Below are 18169 nucleotides of genomic sequence, written 5' to 3' on the forward strand. Positions count from 1 at the left end.
ACTTATTTATTATGTCAAAAGTAACAGTTGTTGGTGCCGGAAATGTAGGCGCTACTTGCGCAAATGTTCTTGCCTTCAATGAAGTGGCAGACGAAGTTGTAATGCTAGACGTAAAGGAAGGCGTATCCGAAGGTAAAGCGATGGATATGATGCAGACCGCTCAATTGCTAGGTTTCGATACTAAGGTTGTAGGTTGCACAAACGATTATGAGAAGACAGCTAACTCTGACGTTGTAGTTATCACTTCTGGTATTCCTCGTAAACCGGGTATGACTCGCGAAGAACTGATCGGTGTTAACGCTGGTATCGTTAAGAGCGTAGCTCAAAACATCTTGAAATACTCTCCGAACGCAATCTTGGTAGTTATCTCTAACCCGATGGATACAATGACTTATTTGTCATTGAAGTCTTTAGGCTTGCCGAAGAACCGTATCATCGGTATGGGTGGTGCTTTGGATAGCTCTCGTTTCAAATATTTCTTGTCTCAGGCTCTAGGCTGTAACGCTAACGAGGTTGAGGGTATGGTAATCGGTGGTCACGGTGACACTACAATGATTCCGTTGGCTCGCTTGGCTACTTACAAAGGTATCCCTGTTAGCAAATTGTTAAGCGCAGAGAAATTGCAAGAGGTTGTTGCTTCCACAATGGTTGGTGGCGCTACATTAACTAAATTGTTAGGTACTTCTGCTTGGTATGCACCGGGTGCTGCTGGAGCATTCGTTGTTGAGTCTATCATCCACAACCAAGGCAAGATGGTTCCTTGCTCTGTTTACTTGGAAGGTGAGTACGGTGAATCTGATCTCTGCATCGGTGTTCCAGTTATCCTTGGCAAGAACGGTATCGAGAAGATCGTTGAGTTGGAATTGACAGCTGAGGAGAAAGAGTTGTTCGCTAAGAGCGCTGCCGCTGTTCATAAGACTAACGAGGCTTTGAAAGAAGTGGGTGCACTTTAATTTGAATTTCTATTAAAGCGATAAAAGAGGCTGGTCCTTCGGGGTTGGCCTCTTTCTTTTTATGTGGATACGGACAGTTACGACGGAACGAAGATAATATTCGTATTTTTCAATCTCTGAAGATACATACGTATCTCCATTGATTTATTTCAAAAGATCACGGTAAAGCATTTATGACAAAAGTACAGTTTTTGTTTGAATATGAAAAGCCTTCACTAGTTCAATACGAGCTTCACTAAGTTTATTCGTTTCATCCCAAACCGGTAATCACTACTTCAACTTTCCAGCCTCATTCAATACTTTCAGGAAGTTGCTCCAAGCTTTCTCTATCTTTTGCATGTTTTCGTCCCTTTCCTCTTGGTTCCTTACCTCATTTTGTAGAACATCTACAACAGGATATCCATCATATAAATAATATCTCTGATAATCCCCTAATAAGACTGGGGCATTATAGATAACGGAACTTATCGAAGAGATACTGCCTACCGTGAAGTGACCGTTTCCAGCTATCCGGAATTCAACCTTCTCATTGCCTAGCACGTCTTGCTTGATAGAAATATTCTTCTCGAAAACGATTTCTTTTGTAACTGAATTAAAAGATTTGATATCATCCGGGACTTTGATCACTTGTCCGGTAGTAGCCGTATCAAAATTTTCCTCATCATTATCGCAAGCGCAATAACCGATGAGAAATACAGACATGATAAGATATAATAAAAATGACTTTTTCATATTAAACCTCCTTTATTGGATTTCATTGCGTGTTGTCTTTTAGTAAGACACTTAAAAAGAGACAAATGCTGCACGTTTACCATTATTTAACAAACATTATTAACCAAACCGTCCTTCCATTATATAAAAAAGCCGGAGGAAATGATTTCCTTCGGCTTTTACCTATCGTTTGTTATTGGTATTTATTTGACAATACCTAATTTAGACTCACCAACGAAATCTATAATATGTTGGATCTCCTTACTCATCGGAACCTGATCCTTGATCATTAACAAGGCATCCGTAAGGCTGCTGTTTCCTTGGAAGATGATCCGGTACGCATGACTGATGTGCTTGATAACCTTTTCACAGAATCCCTCATGAGACATGATGAAAGAGTTCACGCCATAATACGTGGTAGGCTCCTTTGCCGCTACGATAAAAGGAGGGATATCCTTACGGAAACGACAGCCGGTTTGAATCATCGCCCAAGCCCCAACCCGGGATCCTTGGCTCATCAACACATTGCCTCCGAAGATCACGTAATCTTCCAAGATGCAATTTCCGGAAATCTTACTACCATAGCCGAATACACTACGATTTCCGATCCGCGTATCATGAGAAACATGTACCCCCTCATGCAAGAAATTACCATTACCGATACTAGTACGTCCTTCCGCTGTCGAGGAACGGTTAATCACCACATTCTCACGAATCACGTTGTCATCTCCGATTACGGCGATCGTATCACCTCCCTTATAAAAGAAATCCTGAGGCTCAGCAGCGATAACAGCTCCGTTAAATACACGGTTGCGATTTCCCATGCGTGTACCGCTCATCAAGCTGGCATGAGGCATGATCTCGCAATCATCCCCGATCTCCACGTTCTTATCAATGTACGCAAAAGGATGAATCGTAACGTTCTTCCCGATCTTTGCGCTTGAATCTACATATGCTAATGGACTAATCATAACTTTACTACATTTAAAGGTTATTATTCTCTACCACCACCGATGGCACTGTATAAACTGACAACCGCTTGCATACGTTGCACATTGTCGGATACTTCCGTCAACTGAGCGCTCAAGAGGCTCTGCTGTGCGGAAAGGATTTCCAAATAAGTAGATTGAGCCGACTGGAACAAGGCGCTGGTATAAGCCACCGCTTTCTCTAGCTGCTCGATCTGCGCTCTATCTTGGACAAGCTTCTTGCTCGTGGCATCATACTGATGTAAAGCATCACTCACCTCCTTACCTGCTTCCAGAATTGTCTGCTGATAATTCATTTGAGCGATCTTCTCTTCTGCCTTCGATACCTTCAAGTTAGCGACCAACTTACCATTGTTGAAGATCGGTTGGGCCAACGAAGCCAAAGCTTGAAACATAAATTGGCCCGGATTGGCGACAGAGATGCCTGAACCATTCGTCCAGCCTGCTGTCGCCGTGATATTCAATCCCGGATAAAAAGCGGCACGGGCTTTGTTCGTCGTATAATAGGCACTAGCAAGTGTCATCTCCGCGATCTTCACGTCCGGACGATTCTCCAACAATTGCAAAGGTACACCCACCATGATATCCTCCGGCATTACTTGTTCCTCCAAAGTACCCCGATCGATCTGTTGAGGGGCCTTAGCCAATAACACGGACAATGAGTTTTCCACGCTACGCACCTGGCTCTCCAGCTCGATCAACGAGCCGGAAACCTGATGGTAAGCGGCACGCATTTGCGTCACGGCAGCCTCGGTAGCCATACCCGCTATCTTCATAGCCTCCATGACACGAACATTCTCTTTATAGATATCAACCGTCTTAGCGGTAATTTCCACCTGCCGATCAAGCATCAACAAGGTATAATAAGTATTCGCTATACCACCGATCAATTGAGAGCGCACGGCCTGTCTTGAATACTGGCTCTGTAAGTAGGAAGCTTTTTGGCCACGGCTCGCGTTCAAAAGCTTTCCGAATAGGTCAACCTCCCAGCTAGCGGCCAAAGGCGTTGAGTAAGCCTTTACGTATTCGCTATTTCCAATCGATGTAATCGTCCCTTGGGGAGCGAAATTAATAGAAGGCAAGAAAGACAGACGGGCGGAAGTCAACAATACTTTCGCTTCCTCTACCCGAAGAACGGCTGCCTGCATATCTACATTATTGGCTAATCCCTCCTCAATTAACGCCTGTAACTTCGGATCACGAAAAACTTCCTTCCAAGGAAGGTTTCCCATATTGGTCGTATCCGCGGAGGCTAATGTATCAGTCTCGGAAACCGGATCACGATAAATTCCCGTCGCATCGATGGAATCCGGACGCTCGTATGCCTTATAGATATGGCAACTGCTTAACAAAGCAGTCGCACATACCATATATATAATTTGTTTCTTCATTGTCATCTCTTATTTTATTTTAGCGTACTGTTCTATTTCCGTACTCATATCGCTGTTATCCAAATCTTCCCATTCGATCGGCTTGAATTTCTCCTGTAAGTACTGGAATACCACGAACAAAACCGGAACAATAAAGATCTGGAAGATCATACCGATGAACATACCGCCGATAGCCGCTGTACCCAATGTACGGTTACCGTGCGCTCCTACTCCGAACGCGAACATCATAGGCAACAATCCGACCACCATCGCCAATGAGGTCATCAAGATCGGACGCAAACGGGCGGCGGCTCCTAATACGGCAGCCCATGTGATACTCATACCCATACGACGACGTTCCAAAGCGAACTCTACGATCAAGATAGCGTTCTTCGCCAACAAACCTACCAACATGATCAAGGCGATCTGCATATAGATATTGTTAGACATGGTTCCTACGATCATCTTCAACGCCGGGATATTTCCCAAAGCGGCCCAACCTTGGACGAACAAGAAGCTACCCATCAAACCGAACGGCACGGAGAGCAATACGGACAAAGGAAGGATGTAACTCTCATACTGCGCGCTCAACAGCAAGTAAACGAATACGAAACACAACAAGAAGATCAAAGCCGTCGTACTGCCACTCGTACTTGCCTCCTCACGTGCCATACCACCTAACTCATAGTCGAAACCTGCCGGAAGCGTTGTCTTAGCCACCTCGTCAATCGCTTTCAACGCCTGACCACTGGTATAACCATCCGCCGGGGCAACCATGACCTTGATGGCGGTATACATATTGAAACGGCTGATGATATCCGGGCCATATACCTTCTTCATCGTAATGAACTGGGAAATCGGAGCCATATCGTTACCGCTCTTTACCTTGATGTTCTTCATGGACTCCATATTCTTACGCAAATCGGGATCCGCTTGCACCATTACACGGTACATCTTACCGAAACGGTTGAAGTTAGAGGCATATAAACCACCATAATATCCCTGCAAGGTAGACAAGATGTCCTTCGGACTGATACCGGCTTTCTTACAAGCGGCAGCGTCGATATCGATCTCGTATTGCGGGAAGTTCGGGTTAAACGTAGTTTGAGCGGACTTGATCTCCGGACGTGCCGTCAAAGCGGCCATATATTCCTTGGAGATATCAAAGAAACGATCCAAATTACCTCCGGTCTTATCCTGCATATTCAACTCAATATCACTGGACGCTGAGTAACCCGGGATCATAGGCGGCGTAAAGAACAATACCTGAGCGTCTTTCACGATCTTTTGGGCACGCATGAACAAACTACCATATACGATATCCGAGTTCTGCATCATAGAACGGTCTTCCCAGTCTTTCAACTTGATGATAAATGAGCCGTAAGAAGGTCCTTGACCACCGATAAAACTGAAACCAACAACCGCCGTACGCGACTCTACCGCCGGATCCGCAGCGATCAAACTATCGACCTTATTCATCACCTCATAGGTACGCTCCTGGGAAGTTCCCGGTGGTAACGTAACGGCACCCATGATCGTACCCGTATCCTCGTTCGGCACCATACCGGTAGGCGTAACCTGCATCAAGAATACCAATACGGCGATACAACCGGCGACAATACCGAATGAAAGCCATTTCTTCTGGATAAAGAACACGACCTGCTTCTTATACTTAGCTAGCAAAGAATCGTAAGCCGCATTGAATGAGGTATGGAAACGGGAAATAAATGTCGTTTTCTTTTCTTTATGCTCCTCATCATGCGGTTTCAGGAATATCGCACACAAGGCGGGACTCAATGTCAAGGCGTTCAAAGCGGACAAACCGATAGCGATCGCCATCGTCAGACCGAACTGGCGATAGAACGTACCGGCCGTACCTCCCATGAAACTTACGGGAATAAACACGGACATCATGACCAACGTAATGGAGACGATAGCGCCACCCAACTCACTCATGGCATCGATAGAAGCGAGTTTCGCCGACTTGTACCCTTGGTCCAACTTGGCATGGACACCCTCGACGACGACGATCGCATCATCGACCACAATCGCGATGGCAAGCACCATAGCACAAAGAGTCAACAAGTTGATACTAAATCCGATCAAGGATAACATAAAGAAGGTACCGATCAAGGCAACCGGGATAGCGATAGCCGGAATCAACGTAGAACGCAAATCCTGCAAGAACACATATACCACGATAAACACCAATACGAACGCCTCCAACAAAGTCTTGATTACCTCATGGATAGAAGCGAACAAGAAGTCATTGGCATTCATGGAAATATTCACCTTCATTCCGGGAGGCATTGTCAACTGGGTTTCCTCCAGCAAGGTTTCAATGTTACTAATTGTTTCCGTAGCGTTGGTTCCCGGCATCTGGTAAACGATACAGGTAACGGCGTCGTGACCATTTACACGGTTGATAAAGTTGTAAGTCAAACGCCCCAACTCGATATCGGCGATATCTTTCAAACGCAAGACCTCACCATCCGGCAAAGCCTTTACAACTATCTGCTCAAACTCATTAGCCTCTTGCAAACGTCCTTTATAGCGGATCGTATATTGGAAAGACTGATTTCCTTGTTCGCCGAACGAACCCGGAGCGGCCTCTACGTTTTGTTCAGACAAGGCAACGGTTACGTCGCTCGGACTTAATTTATATTGGGCCATCACATCTGGCTTCAACCAAATACGCATGGAGTAGTCCGTACCCAACACGTTGGCATCACCGACACCCGGCACACGCTGGACTTCCGGGATCAAGTTAATCTTCGCGTAATTCTCAAGAAACTCTGAGTCATAACGATCATCTTCCGCGTATACGGAGAAAACCAACAACATTGAGTTCTGACGTTTCTGGGTCGTCACACCAATCTGCGTTACCTCGGCAGGCAACAAACCTTGTGCCATAGATACACGGTTCTGCACATTGACAGCCGCCATATCCGGGTCCGTTCCTTGCTTAAAATAAATGGAGATATCCGCGGAACCATTATTAGAGGCATTGGAACTCATATACATCATGTTCTCAACACCATTGATCTGGTCTTCCAAAGGCGCGATCACACTATTCAATACCGTTTGCGCATTGGCACCCGTATAAGTTGCCCTTACCGAAACGGTTGGAGGGGCGATATCCGGATATTGGGTAACCGGCAAGGAAATCAAGCCTAGGAAACCCAAGATGACAATCAAGATGGAAATCACCGTGGAGAGCACCGGGCGGTTTATAAATCTATCTAATTTCATATCTTTCGTTTTTACTCGACAAAAGCGAATATTTGTCTTATTCTATATACCTATTAATTAAAAGCAGTCTGCAAATTACCGTCATGCTGGTCTTTCAAGGCCTGATCGTACTTTGCCTTTTGCTGCTCACGAGTAATCGGCTGGATTTCCTGGCCGTCTTTCAAGATCTGTACGCCTTCCACGACAATCTTATCACCGGACTTCAAGCCTCCCGTCACTAAATAATTTTTGCCATCATTCAAATTGGAAACCTTGATCTCGGTATTCTTCACGGTATTATCAGGCTGCAATACAAATACGAATTTCTTATCCTGGATCTCCACGGTAGCCGATTGAGGGATCGTAATGATATCGTTCATCGTATATGGGAAGATAATATTACCAGTACCACCGCTTCGTAAGACATTTCCCTCGTTAGAGAAAATAGCACGCATGCTTACAGAACCGGTAGATTGATCGATAACACCGCTCACGGCATCAATCTTACCCTCATGATGGTACGTAGAGCCATCCGCCAATTGCAGTCTTACGGCCGGCATCTTCTCTAATTGCTCTTTCAAGGTACCACCGGCTTTCGTCAATGCCAATAGCTCCTTTTCCGTCATAGAGAAATACACATACATATCACCGATCTCAGATACGGTAGTCAGCGGTTGAGCGATCGAAGCGCTTACCAAGCTACCTACACGATACGGGAATGTACCGACAACACCGTTCGAGGGACTTGTAACCGTACAGAAAGACAAGTTCTGGTTAGCGCTAACCAATTGAGCCTCCGCCTGCGCCAAGCTCGCTTTTGCCGACATCAGCTGGTTCACGGCAGTCTGATACTCGAAATCACTGATGATTTTCTGATCAAACAAAGTTTTCTTATTCTTCTCGGTCAATGTTAAAGTGCTTACGTTTGCCTTCGCCATCTCTACCGCGGCCTTAGCCTGACCTACCGCGGCAGCGTACTGCGTAGGATCAATTTGGAACAACGCCTGTCCTTTACGAACCGTAGCTCCCTCATCCACACATAATTTCACGATAAATCCAGAAACTTGAGGACGGACTTCGATATCCTGCGTACCTTTGATGGTAGCCGGATAGGATGTTGTTTGGTCGCTAGTCGTTGAATTGACCGCCATCACAGCGAACTCAGCATCCCCTAATTTCATACCACTCTGACTGTTTCCACAGGCAGTTAATAAAGACATACCAACCGCAAACAATGCGATCTGCCTTAACTGAGTAATCGTAATTTTCAGCATTCGTTTATCCATATTTGTATATAATTATATATTCAAGGCTGTTTTTCAGTTACCTTCTCTTTCTAACCCAAGTGGAGATCTTTTACATCTATTCACACAATAGGGTCTTTACTCGCTGTTTCATCCTACAAATGTAGAAACTTTTTACACGATTTTCTGTTTCCTACTTATCTTTTTCACCTAAATTAATAGCACTTAGAAGGAAGCACCTGTTGAAATACTTCTCTTTTGGTTTCAAACGAAAATAAAATTGTTTTTTTCAACAATATATTTTACATTTGTGTCCACACACAATAAACAAATATTATACATTATGGAACCTAAATTTATAATATCAGAAGTATTCAGTACCGCATGGAAGGGAACGAAGTCGCAGCTATGGATATTAGCCGGATTATTAATCGGATATTGTATCTTGTCTTTCACGCTGACAGCGTTCGCGATGCCCATGCAAAGTTCTATGATCGGTAAAATCATCGTAAACGTGATCAGCGCGTTATTCTCCATTATTTTCTCCTTAGGATATATGAAAAATATATTTCAGGCGTTGGATGGGGAAGAACCTCAGTTTTCCGCATATGGACAACAGACAAAGAATATCATCACCTACTTTCTAGCGAGTCTTATCACGGGATTTGTCGTATTGGCGGGTTTCTTATTTTTTATCATCCCCGGTATTTATCTGGCATTGCGCCTTCAGTTCTTCCAAGCCTTTATTATCGAGGAAAACGCCGGGATTATCGAGTCTTTGCATAAAAGCTGGGAGATAACGAAAGGACAAGTATTGCCTCTGTTCATTCTGGCGTTGGTTATGATCGGGATCCTGATATTAGGATGTATTTTGTTCGGTATCGGAATTTTCGTCGCCGTTCCTCTTATCTATATGATGTATGGCTACGTTTTCCGTAAATTGAACACTCCTCTTCAAATACTCGAATAAACAGAGAGGACGAATACACACTACAATCTATACCATGAATAAAAATTACAGGATAAAAGATATCGCCGAATTATCCGGCGTATCAACCGGTACGGTAGACCGCATTTTACATGAGCGGGGAAAGGTATCGGAGGATGCACGGAAAAAGGTGGAGAAAGTCTTAAAAGAAATTGACTATCAACCAAATCTGATAGCCCGTTCTTTAGCGTTGAAGAAAAAATATCATTTCATCGCTTTGATCCCTTCTTTCCATGAAGGGGAATACTGGGCGAAACTAAGCCAAGGGATAGAGAAAGCGGAACGGGAATTGTTTAGCTATAATATCGATGTCGAGCAAATCTATTTTGACCAATACGACAGCAACAGTTTCGACGAATTAATCCCGAAGATAGAGACCGCGGATTGTCAAGGGGTTATCATCGCTACATTATTCAAGCAAAGTGTCTTGACCTTGGCCCAGCGGCTAGACCAGAAAGGTATTCCTTATATATTGATCGATTCTTTTATCGATCACACGAATTGTATCTCTTACTACGGAACGCATTCATATGATTCGGGATATATAGCGGGACGCCTTTTATTCGAGCAAATCCGTGAAGAGGACGATCTAGTGATTTTCCGTTTCACCCGTAAGGGGGATTCATGTTCTACGCAAGTGCAGAAGCGAGAGGAAGGATTCCGGGATTATCTCGCCAATACCTCATTCAAGGGAAAGATTCATTTGCTGCATGTGCACGCGGATGATAAGGAGGAGAATAAGAGGCTACTGAATACTTTCTTCGACAAATATCCTCAAGTAAGAATCGGTATCATCTTTAATTCGAGGGCCCATTTCCTTGGAGATTATCTAAGTAGCGAACGGCCGGACTATCCTTTCAAGCTTCTTGGCTACGATGTGATAGAACCGAATGTCCGTTATCTGGAAAACGGCTTGATCACGCATTTGATCGCCCAGCGACCGGAGGTACAAGGATATCATTGTATCAAGGCACTTTTCAGGTATTTGATCCTTAAGGAGAAAATTGAGCCTGTCAATTATATGCCGATCGATATCTTGGTAAAGGAAAATATACAATACTACAATAATTATATCTGATGAACTCCTTATTTAGCGTAAAAGAGAAAGTGATTTTGTTGACCGGAGGCTATGGTATATTAGGAGCCTGCATGGCCAAGCACTTGGCGAGAGAAGGCGCGTATGTCGTAATCCTCGGACGAAACGAGCAAAAAGGATCTGCCTTGGTCAATGAGATTAAAGCGGAAGGGGGCGAGGCCTTATTCTTGGTTTCAAACGTACTGGATAAAGCCTTGCTGGAGCAAAACAAGCAAGAGATATTGAAAGCATATGGGAAGATTGATGTTTTAGTCAATTTGGCGGGTGGCAACCAAGCCGGAGCGACGATTCCTCCCGACAAGACGATCTTTGATCTGGATATCGATGCTTTCCGGACGGTCGTGGACCTGAACTTATTCGGGACCGTACTGCCGACAATGGTCTTCGCCGAGGTCATGGTGGGGCAAGGGAAAGGAAGCATTATTAATATCTCGTCCGAATCGTCCCTACGCCCATTGACTCGTGTGGTTGGCTATGGATGCGCGAAAGCCGCTATCAACAATTTCACGCAATACATGGCCGGGGAGCTGGCGATTAAATTCGGAGAGGGCCTGCGAGTGAACGCCATGGCACCGGGATTCTTCCTTACCGAGCAGAACCGGGCATTGATGAGCAATCCGGATGGATCACCTAGTGATCGTTGCAACACGATCGTCGCGCACACGCCGTTCCGCCGCTTAGGAAAACCGGAGGAGTTACTCGGTACTTTACAATGGCTGGCGAGCGACGCCTCCGCATTCGTAACCGGTACCGTGATCCCCATAGACGGAGGTTTCGACGCTTTCTCCATCTAAATAATGTGCCAATGTGCCAACCAGCCATGCATCAAACCGCATTGGTATATTGGCACATTGATAAATTTAAAAATTATTCATTATGTATCTATGTGAGCAAACTTGGCGTTGGTACGGACCGAATGATCCTGTCAGCCTTTGGGACATCCGTCAGGCGGGTGCCACCGGTATCGTAAATGCGTTGCACCATATCCCGAACGGGGAAGTTTGGACTACGGAAGAGATTCAAAAGCGGAAAGCCTTGATCGAATCCGCCGGATTACGGTGGAGTGTGGTTGAGAGTGTGCCCGTACACGAGCATATCAAGACGCAAACCGGGGATTTTCAAACCTATATAGAGAACTACAAACAAAGCATCCGTAATCTGGGAGCTTGCGATATCCGGGTAGTTACTTACAACTTCATGCCGGTATTGGACTGGACTCGTACCGATTTGGCTTATACGATGCCGGATGGTTCCAAAGCCTTGCGCTTTGAACGCGCGGCTTTTATGGCGTTCGACTTATTTATATTGAAACGACCGGCGGCGGAAGCCGAATATACGGAGGCGGACAAGGCGAAAGCCAAGGCACGCTATGACGCTATGAGCGAGGAAGACCGCCAGCTGTTGGTTCGCAATATGATCGCCGGACTACCCGGCTCGGAAGAGACTTTTACGATCGAGCAGTTCAGGGAAGCGTTAGACCGTTATAAAGATATCGACGCGGAGAGACTTCGCTCGAACCTGATCTATTTCTTACGGGAAATAGCTCCCGTGGCGGACGAGGCCGGTGTCAAGCTCGTTATCCATCCGGATGATCCCCCCTATTCCATTCTCGGGCTTCCCCGTATCTTAAGCACGGAAGATGATTTCCGGAAGTTAATAGAGGCCGTGCCGAATCCAAGCAACGGGCTTTGCCTATGCACAGGTTCTTTCGGTGTCAGAAGTGATAACGACTTGGCCGGGATCATGGAACGTTACGGGGATCGGATCGATTTCGTTCATTTCCGCAGCACGCAACGAGATTCCGAGGGTAATTTCTTCGAGGCGAACCATCTGGAGGGCGATGTGGATATGTACGGTGTCATGAAAGCCTTACTGGAATTGCAACAACGCCGCCAATGCTCCATCGCCATGCGACCGGATCATGGACATCAAATGATAGACGACCTAAAGAAGAAAACCAACCCGGGCTACTCCTGCATCGGACGTTTACGGGGTCTGGCCGAGCTACGGGGATTGGAGATGGGTATCGCCTTATCCCTGTTCAAAGGACATTAAAAAGACAGCGTCTTACAGTTAGCGCAGTACTGTGTACAAAGTACCGCAGTACTGTGGCTAAAGTACTACAGTACTCTGTACGAAGTATTGCGGTACTCAGCACGTAAGTACTGGAATACTTCGTACACAGTACTGCCCTATTTATAGCACAAGGCTACCTCGACCCTATGGGGGAACATCACAAACCGAACAACCGGGGAATCAATAAACTTAAATCCGGCAAGAAGGCCACCAAGAACAAGACGATAACCATCGCCGCGAACATCGGCAGCAACGGACGGATCACCTGATCGATCTTTGTCCCCGCTACGCTACATCCGATAAACAATACCGAACCCACCGGTGGCGTACATAATCCCACACAAAGGTTCAATACCATCATGATCCCGAAATGTACCGGGTCCATCCCCAATTGCCCCGTCGCTATCGGCAGGAAGATCGGGGTAAAGATCAAGACAGCGGGCGTCATGTCCATAAAGATCCCGACAATCAATAGGATCACGTTGATAAGTATCAAGATGACCACCGGATTGTCGCTTATACTTAGCAAAGCGGCACTTACCGTCTGAGGAATATTCTCATAACTCATGATCCAAGATAAACCCGTACAGGTCGCCACCAAAAGAAGGACGATAGCCGTAGTCTTGGCCGATCGCAATAACACTTGCGGCAATTTAGCCCAAGTAAGTTCTTTATAGATAAAAGAGAGGATTAACGCATACAGTACAGCGATCGCCGAAGCCTCGGTAGCCGTAAACAATCCCGCCAAGATTCCTCCGATCACGATCACCAATAGCATCAAACTAGGGATCGCCCTGAAAAATACCCTTGTCGCCTCCGAGAACGGAACACGTACGCCAACCGGATACCCCTTTCGTGCGGCAAACATAGCGGCTACGATCATGATCGCCACTCCCGTAAGAATTCCCGGTAGATAACCAGCCATAAACAAGGCGGATACAGAGACTCCACCACTCGCCAAGGAGTAAACGATCAAGACATTACTCGGAGGTATCGTCATGCCGGTAGTGGCGGAAGAGATATTTACGGCGGCACTGAAATTCGGATCGTAACCGGCCTTTTTCATCTCCGGTGTCATAATACTCCCGATAGCAGAGGCAGCGGCGGCGGCAGAGCCACTGATCGCCCCGAATAACATATTCGCCACGACATTGACCACCGCCAGTCCTCCGGGCAACCGTCCGACCAGCACTTTAGCGAAATCGATCAAGCGCAAGGCGATACCTCCGCTATTCATGATATTCCCCGCCAATATAAAAAACGGGATCGCCAGCAGAGCGAAACTGTCCAGACCCGAAGCCATACGCATCGCATAAGTCGTAAGGGCGGGAAGCGAGTCTATATTCACGAGCATCGTCAATATACCCGCCACACCGATGCTATACGCTACCGGAACCCCGACCACCAGCAGGAAAAAGAAACTTATCACTAATACGAGTATACCTATAATATCCATATCATCAGTCTTTTAAGAATTAGAGGAACGAAATAAGGCGATCGCGTTATCTATCGCATAATAAGCGGTAAGCAATCCCCCTAGCGGCAATGCCAAATACACATATCCTAAATTAATCTCTAAGGAAGCCGAAGTAACTCCCAAATGAAAACGAGTGTATACCAGCCAAGCCCCTCCTACGATCAATACAAATACAGCGAATAAAAATACGATCAAGAAGATAAACAATCGCAAGAGCTTCCTGCGGGAAGGACGCATATGTTGAAGCAATAAATCGATCGCTAGATGCTCATTTTTACCGGATACATAAGCGGCCCCCAGCAATCCCACCCAGATCAATAAATATCCGGCCAATTCATCCGTCACGGAACTCGGGGAAACCAGAATATACCGGCTTAATACCTGCCATAGCACATCCACGACCAAGAAAGCCATCAAGAAAATCAACGATAGCTCCAATCCTTTATCAATTATCTTTCTCATGGGTATTCTGTATTTGATCTATTAAATCATGAAAAACCGGATCATTCTTAAACCGCTCGATCATCGGGGCGGCGGCATCCATAAACGGCTGCTTATCCGGGTAAATAATCTCTACGCCATGCGCTTCCATCTCCTCTAGCGATTGCTTCTCTTGCTCCGCCCAAAGTTTCCGTTGATAAATAGCGGCGGCGTCAGCGGCCTGTCGCAGCCAATTACGTTCTTGTTCCGTCAGCTTCTGCCAAGTAGCCAAGCTAATGATGATCACGTCCGGACACATCGTGTGCTCATTGACTGAATAGTATTTTACCACCTCATGATGGAACGCCGTCGTCACGGAAGGCGTATTATTCTCGGCTCCATCCACGACATTACTTTGTAAGGCCGTATACAATTCACCCCAATCCACGGGAGTAGCCGAACCACCGAATGTCTTCATCATCTCCACGGCTATCGGGCTCTTTTGCACACGGATCTTCAGTCCTTTCAGATCCTCGGGAGTACGAATCTGCTTGTTTACCGTATAAAAGCTACGGGCCCCCGAGTCAAAATAAGCGAGTCCCCTAAACCAATAAGGTTCCGTTGATCCCAATATCTGTTTACCTACCGAACCATCCAACACCTCGAAAAACTGCTCACGGGAACGGAATAGATAAGGTATGCCAAATACCTTAAACGGATCGGCAAATCCTTCCAATGCGGCGGAGGAAACTTTCGTGATATCGAGACTTCCTATTTGAAGCAACTCTATACATTGATTTTCGGATCCCAATTGAGCGGAAGAATAAATGTCCATGCTCATCTTTCCTCCGGACAATTCTTTCAGACGCTCGTTCATATAGAGCAATCCCAAATGGACGGAATGGCTGGGGGGCAATCCGTGTGCCAGTTTCAGCACCCTTACTTCCTTTACCCCTTCCTTACAGGAGAAGGAGAAAGATACGCACATCAGGAATAGCAGGGCGGTCTTTAGAACTTTCATATTAGAAATGTTAACAATTCATTGTTTATCGACAAATATAAAGGAAATAATCGAATTGTGCACGTACACAGAAGAAAAAAGTGGCCGCTTTCTTCCTGCCTATATTCACATACGGAACAAGAAGAGCACGGCCTTGATTTAACCTATTTCTCTAATGTTATGATGAAACATCGAGACGGTCAAATGTAGAAACAATCAAAGTGACCGGTCTTATATCGACCGTGATCTTATTTCACGAAAGCGTGAAACTTATTCACGCCTTTTCTCTAACAGCCATTTACGGATCTCCTCTATATCTTCCTTGTCCGCTTCTATAGTGATTGAATATCGCCGGGGTTCGTCCGCTAAATACACCTCCCGCAAGAAATCATAGGCTAAGACTTCCGATATACGCAGTAACAAATCAACATCAATACTGCTTCGCTTAAATATCTTATAAATATTGGTACGTTCATAATGCAACGCATGGGCAAAATCGGAAACCGAAAGTCCCCGCTCTTCCATTTTCTCTTTTATTAACGAACCGATATGTATCTCCTTTTGTTCTTTCATATACAAAAGCCGTTTTTAAGGTAATCTTATCTCATAAATAAACCCACATCTGAGAAAAGGTGTGTTACACTTTACCTTAAACCCGTCAAACTGCGGCACGACCAAATGCCTTGTACACAACAGAAATAAGGCAAAGGAACACACCAAATACAGGTGTATTCGCATTGTCTATTTCTCTGTGTACTTTAAATTGGTCGTTTTCAGTTTAGAGAAATACCAGCAAATACAATATCGTCATCCTCTCTGACCAAAGAGACAAACTAGTCCCCTCAATCATCGTATAATATCTCCATTTTACCTTTACAAAGGTAGGCAAATTCAACTATCAGAAAAAACACAAAGAATAAAAAGAAGTATAAACATATCGGAAATATAGGCCATTGAAAGAGGCTTTTTTATACTTTTGTGGTAAAACAATATCTAATGGCATCTAAAATACACAACGGAATACTCATTCTTACGCTAATTTTATTTGCGTCTTGCCGTACGCAAAAGCCTGCTCCACGCCCGGCCCCTCCCGAGACTGTGGATTTCCCTACGGCAAATATTCCTCTTCCCGTCGTGGATTTCAATTTCATGTTGCCGGAAGCTCCGGAGCTAGCGGTTTGTCATTCTCCTAGAAAAGATATCACGGAAGCCTTTACGCCCCGTGATAAAAGCCAGATAGCGATCAAGGACCCCAAGCTATTCGATGAGAATAATACGGAAATTATTGATTTATCCTTAATCCCCGCCGGGGAATACGCATTTCCCCTTCCTAATGGAAACGTGATCTCTCCTTACGGGAGAAGAAGAAGACATCATTCCGGAGTAGATATCAAGACTTGTGCCAACGATACGATCGTGTCTGCTTTCGATGGTATTGTCAGGATGGCGAAACCATTCGCCGCCTATGGCAACGTTATCGTTGTTCGCCATTATAATGGACTGGAAACGATCTATAGCCACAACTCCAAGAACTTGGTTAAACCCGGAGATCGTGTTCTCGCCGGACAACCGATCGCCTTAACCGGACGTACCGGCAGGGCTACTACCGAGCATTTACATTTTGAGACTCGTATAAACGGAGTTCATTTCAATCCGAATATCGTCTTCAACATGGCTAAAAGGAAATTACGTTCAAAATGTCTGGTTTGTACCCAGAAAGGTAATAACGTAATCGTCAAATCGGTTGATATATTACCCCATCAAAAGGCTGGTCCATACGTACCGCCACCTCCTTATAAATGGGTTTACAATGAATGAAAAAAGGCCTTACGGACAATCCGTAAGGCCTTTTTTCATTCCGTGGAGATGGAGAGATTCGAACTCTCGTCCAAACGAGGAATTAATTTGCTTTCTACATGTTTATCTTCGCCTTCATTGTCGGGGAAGAGCAAGACCGAAGCCACCCACTCATCCCTTATCCTCTAAAGTTTCGCCTAAGACCCGAGGCTTATCTCAAACTATCTCCGATATTGCTGCACCACCTGATCGGAACGCTTCGGAGCCACAGCATCCGGGTGATGTCACGTCCCCGCAACTTTTGCAGGGATTAAGCTTGAATCTACTATACTTCGATTAAGCAGCGAGAGCGTAATTATTTTCGCCAGTTAATTGTTCGTTGTCTGAGATTTAAGTGCAAGCCAACCACGCACTACATGCTTACAAACCACTTCTACCCGCTGTCAAAACCGGTCATCCCCATGGTTTTGTAACTAATTAAAAATCAAAAGAAAGCGAACACATTTTCCGTTATAGGTAACAAACTGGTAACAAAATCAAAGAATTTCATTCTTCAAATGATCGCTTTCTTTGGTACAAAGATAGGAATTATTCTCAATAATACAAAAGACACACATAAATCAACATATGATGCTAAGCGATTACGTAACTATAGCCTATACAATCAAACACCAAAAGAAAAACAAAGGGGGGTAAAGGACTCTCGCCGCCGTCCACAGGTACAGGGCCTCCCCCTGACAATCGAACCCCAGTTATCTACCACACTCCATATTCTATGCATGCCGTACCCTTCTGGGGATCTATACGCATTGTGAAG

15 protein-coding genes and 1 other RNA gene are annotated in these 18169 nt (G+C 45.3%); 6 read left to right on the forward strand and 10 right to left on the reverse strand.

The window, feature by feature from the left end; genetic code table 11:
• Positions 1-11: 11 nt before the first annotated feature.
• Entirely contained in the window at positions 12-953 is a 942-nt protein-coding gene (gene mdh, locus DWY79_RS15750; RefSeq protein ID WP_005855409.1) for a malate dehydrogenase, read from the forward strand.
• Positions 954-1223: 270 nt separating this feature from the next.
• On the opposite strand, the gene DWY79_RS15755 is transcribed toward mdh, so the two are convergent.
• The 5 genes from DWY79_RS15755 to DWY79_RS15775 form a co-directional block, all read right to left on the reverse strand.
• Positions 1224-1685: a hypothetical protein gene (locus DWY79_RS15755; protein WP_122145681.1), complete on the reverse strand. Its 462-nt coding sequence runs from the start codon at positions 1683-1685 to the stop codon at positions 1224-1226.
• Positions 1686-1867: 182 nt separating this feature from the next.
• Positions 1868-2635, reverse strand: coding sequence for an acyl-ACP--UDP-N-acetylglucosamine O-acyltransferase (gene lpxA, locus DWY79_RS15760; RefSeq protein WP_122369682.1), 768 nt, complete (start codon positions 2633-2635; stop codon positions 1868-1870).
• 23 nt (positions 2636-2658) lie between these two features.
• A complete protein-coding gene (locus tag DWY79_RS15765; protein WP_005865140.1) occupies positions 2659-4050 on the reverse strand; it encodes a TolC family protein in 1392 nt (463 codons plus the stop codon).
• Positions 4051-4053: 3 nt separating this feature from the next.
• Positions 4054-7275 (reverse strand): efflux RND transporter permease subunit, encoded by a 3222-nt coding sequence (locus DWY79_RS15770; RefSeq protein WP_005865138.1) that lies wholly within the window; start codon positions 7273-7275, stop codon positions 4054-4056.
• Between the two features lie 53 nt (positions 7276-7328).
• Complete coding sequence (locus tag DWY79_RS15775; RefSeq protein WP_008771622.1) at positions 7329-8540, reverse strand: efflux RND transporter periplasmic adaptor subunit; 1212 nt, start codon at positions 8538-8540, stop codon at positions 7329-7331.
• A gap of 301 nt (positions 8541-8841) precedes the next feature.
• Between DWY79_RS15775 and DWY79_RS15780 the strand changes: the two genes are divergently transcribed.
• The 4 genes from DWY79_RS15780 to uxuA all read left to right on the forward strand — a co-directional run bounded on the left by DWY79_RS15780 (position 8842) and on the right by uxuA (position 12637).
• Positions 8842-9468, forward strand: a complete 627-nt coding sequence (locus tag DWY79_RS15780; RefSeq protein WP_005865135.1) for a hypothetical protein — start codon at positions 8842-8844, stop codon at positions 9466-9468.
• A gap of 34 nt (positions 9469-9502) precedes the next feature.
• Positions 9503-10564: a LacI family DNA-binding transcriptional regulator gene (locus DWY79_RS15785; RefSeq protein WP_122369684.1), complete on the forward strand. Its 1062-nt coding sequence runs from the start codon at positions 9503-9505 to the stop codon at positions 10562-10564.
• Complete coding sequence (locus DWY79_RS15790) at positions 10564-11376, forward strand: SDR family oxidoreductase (RefSeq protein ID WP_005855387.1); 813 nt, start codon at positions 10564-10566, stop codon at positions 11374-11376. Before DWY79_RS15785 ends, DWY79_RS15790 begins: the two co-directional genes overlap by 1 nt.
• A gap of 82 nt (positions 11377-11458) precedes the next feature.
• The gene (gene uxuA, locus DWY79_RS15795; RefSeq protein WP_005855384.1) at positions 11459-12637 is read left to right on the forward strand and encodes a mannonate dehydratase; all 1179 of its coding nucleotides are present in this window, start codon (positions 11459-11461) and stop codon (positions 12635-12637) included.
• 178 nt (positions 12638-12815) lie between these two features.
• On the opposite strand, the gene DWY79_RS15800 is transcribed toward uxuA, so the two are convergent.
• From DWY79_RS15800 to DWY79_RS15815, 4 genes are all read right to left on the reverse strand, one after another.
• A complete protein-coding gene (locus tag DWY79_RS15800) occupies positions 12816-14114 on the reverse strand; it encodes a TRAP transporter large permease (protein ID WP_008780864.1) in 1299 nt (432 codons plus the stop codon).
• Between the two features lie 12 nt (positions 14115-14126).
• The gene (locus DWY79_RS15805) at positions 14127-14597 is read right to left on the reverse strand and encodes a TRAP transporter small permease (RefSeq protein ID WP_008780863.1); all 471 of its coding nucleotides are present in this window, start codon (positions 14595-14597) and stop codon (positions 14127-14129) included.
• Positions 14581-15576, reverse strand: a complete 996-nt coding sequence (locus tag DWY79_RS15810) for a TRAP transporter substrate-binding protein (protein WP_005855377.1) — start codon at positions 15574-15576, stop codon at positions 14581-14583. Before DWY79_RS15810 ends, DWY79_RS15805 begins: the two co-directional genes overlap by 17 nt.
• A gap of 249 nt (positions 15577-15825) precedes the next feature.
• Complete coding sequence (locus tag DWY79_RS15815) at positions 15826-16128, reverse strand: helix-turn-helix domain-containing protein (protein ID WP_005865121.1); 303 nt, start codon at positions 16126-16128, stop codon at positions 15826-15828.
• Between the two features lie 423 nt (positions 16129-16551).
• On the opposite strand from DWY79_RS15815, the gene DWY79_RS15820 reads away from it, so the two are divergent.
• Positions 16552-17373: a M23 family metallopeptidase gene (locus DWY79_RS15820; RefSeq protein WP_122297440.1), complete on the forward strand. Its 822-nt coding sequence runs from the start codon at positions 16552-16554 to the stop codon at positions 17371-17373.
• A gap of 40 nt (positions 17374-17413) precedes the next feature.
• Here the strand turns inward: DWY79_RS15820 and ssrA are convergent.
• Positions 17414-17813, reverse strand: a transfer-messenger RNA (tmRNA) gene (ssrA, locus tag DWY79_RS15825).
• Positions 17814-18169: the final 356 nt, after the last annotated feature.

It is taken from the genome of Parabacteroides sp. AF27-14, assembly GCF_003635425.1.
In the GTDB taxonomy this organism is placed as follows: domain Bacteria; phylum Bacteroidota; class Bacteroidia; order Bacteroidales; family Tannerellaceae; genus Parabacteroides; species Parabacteroides distasonis.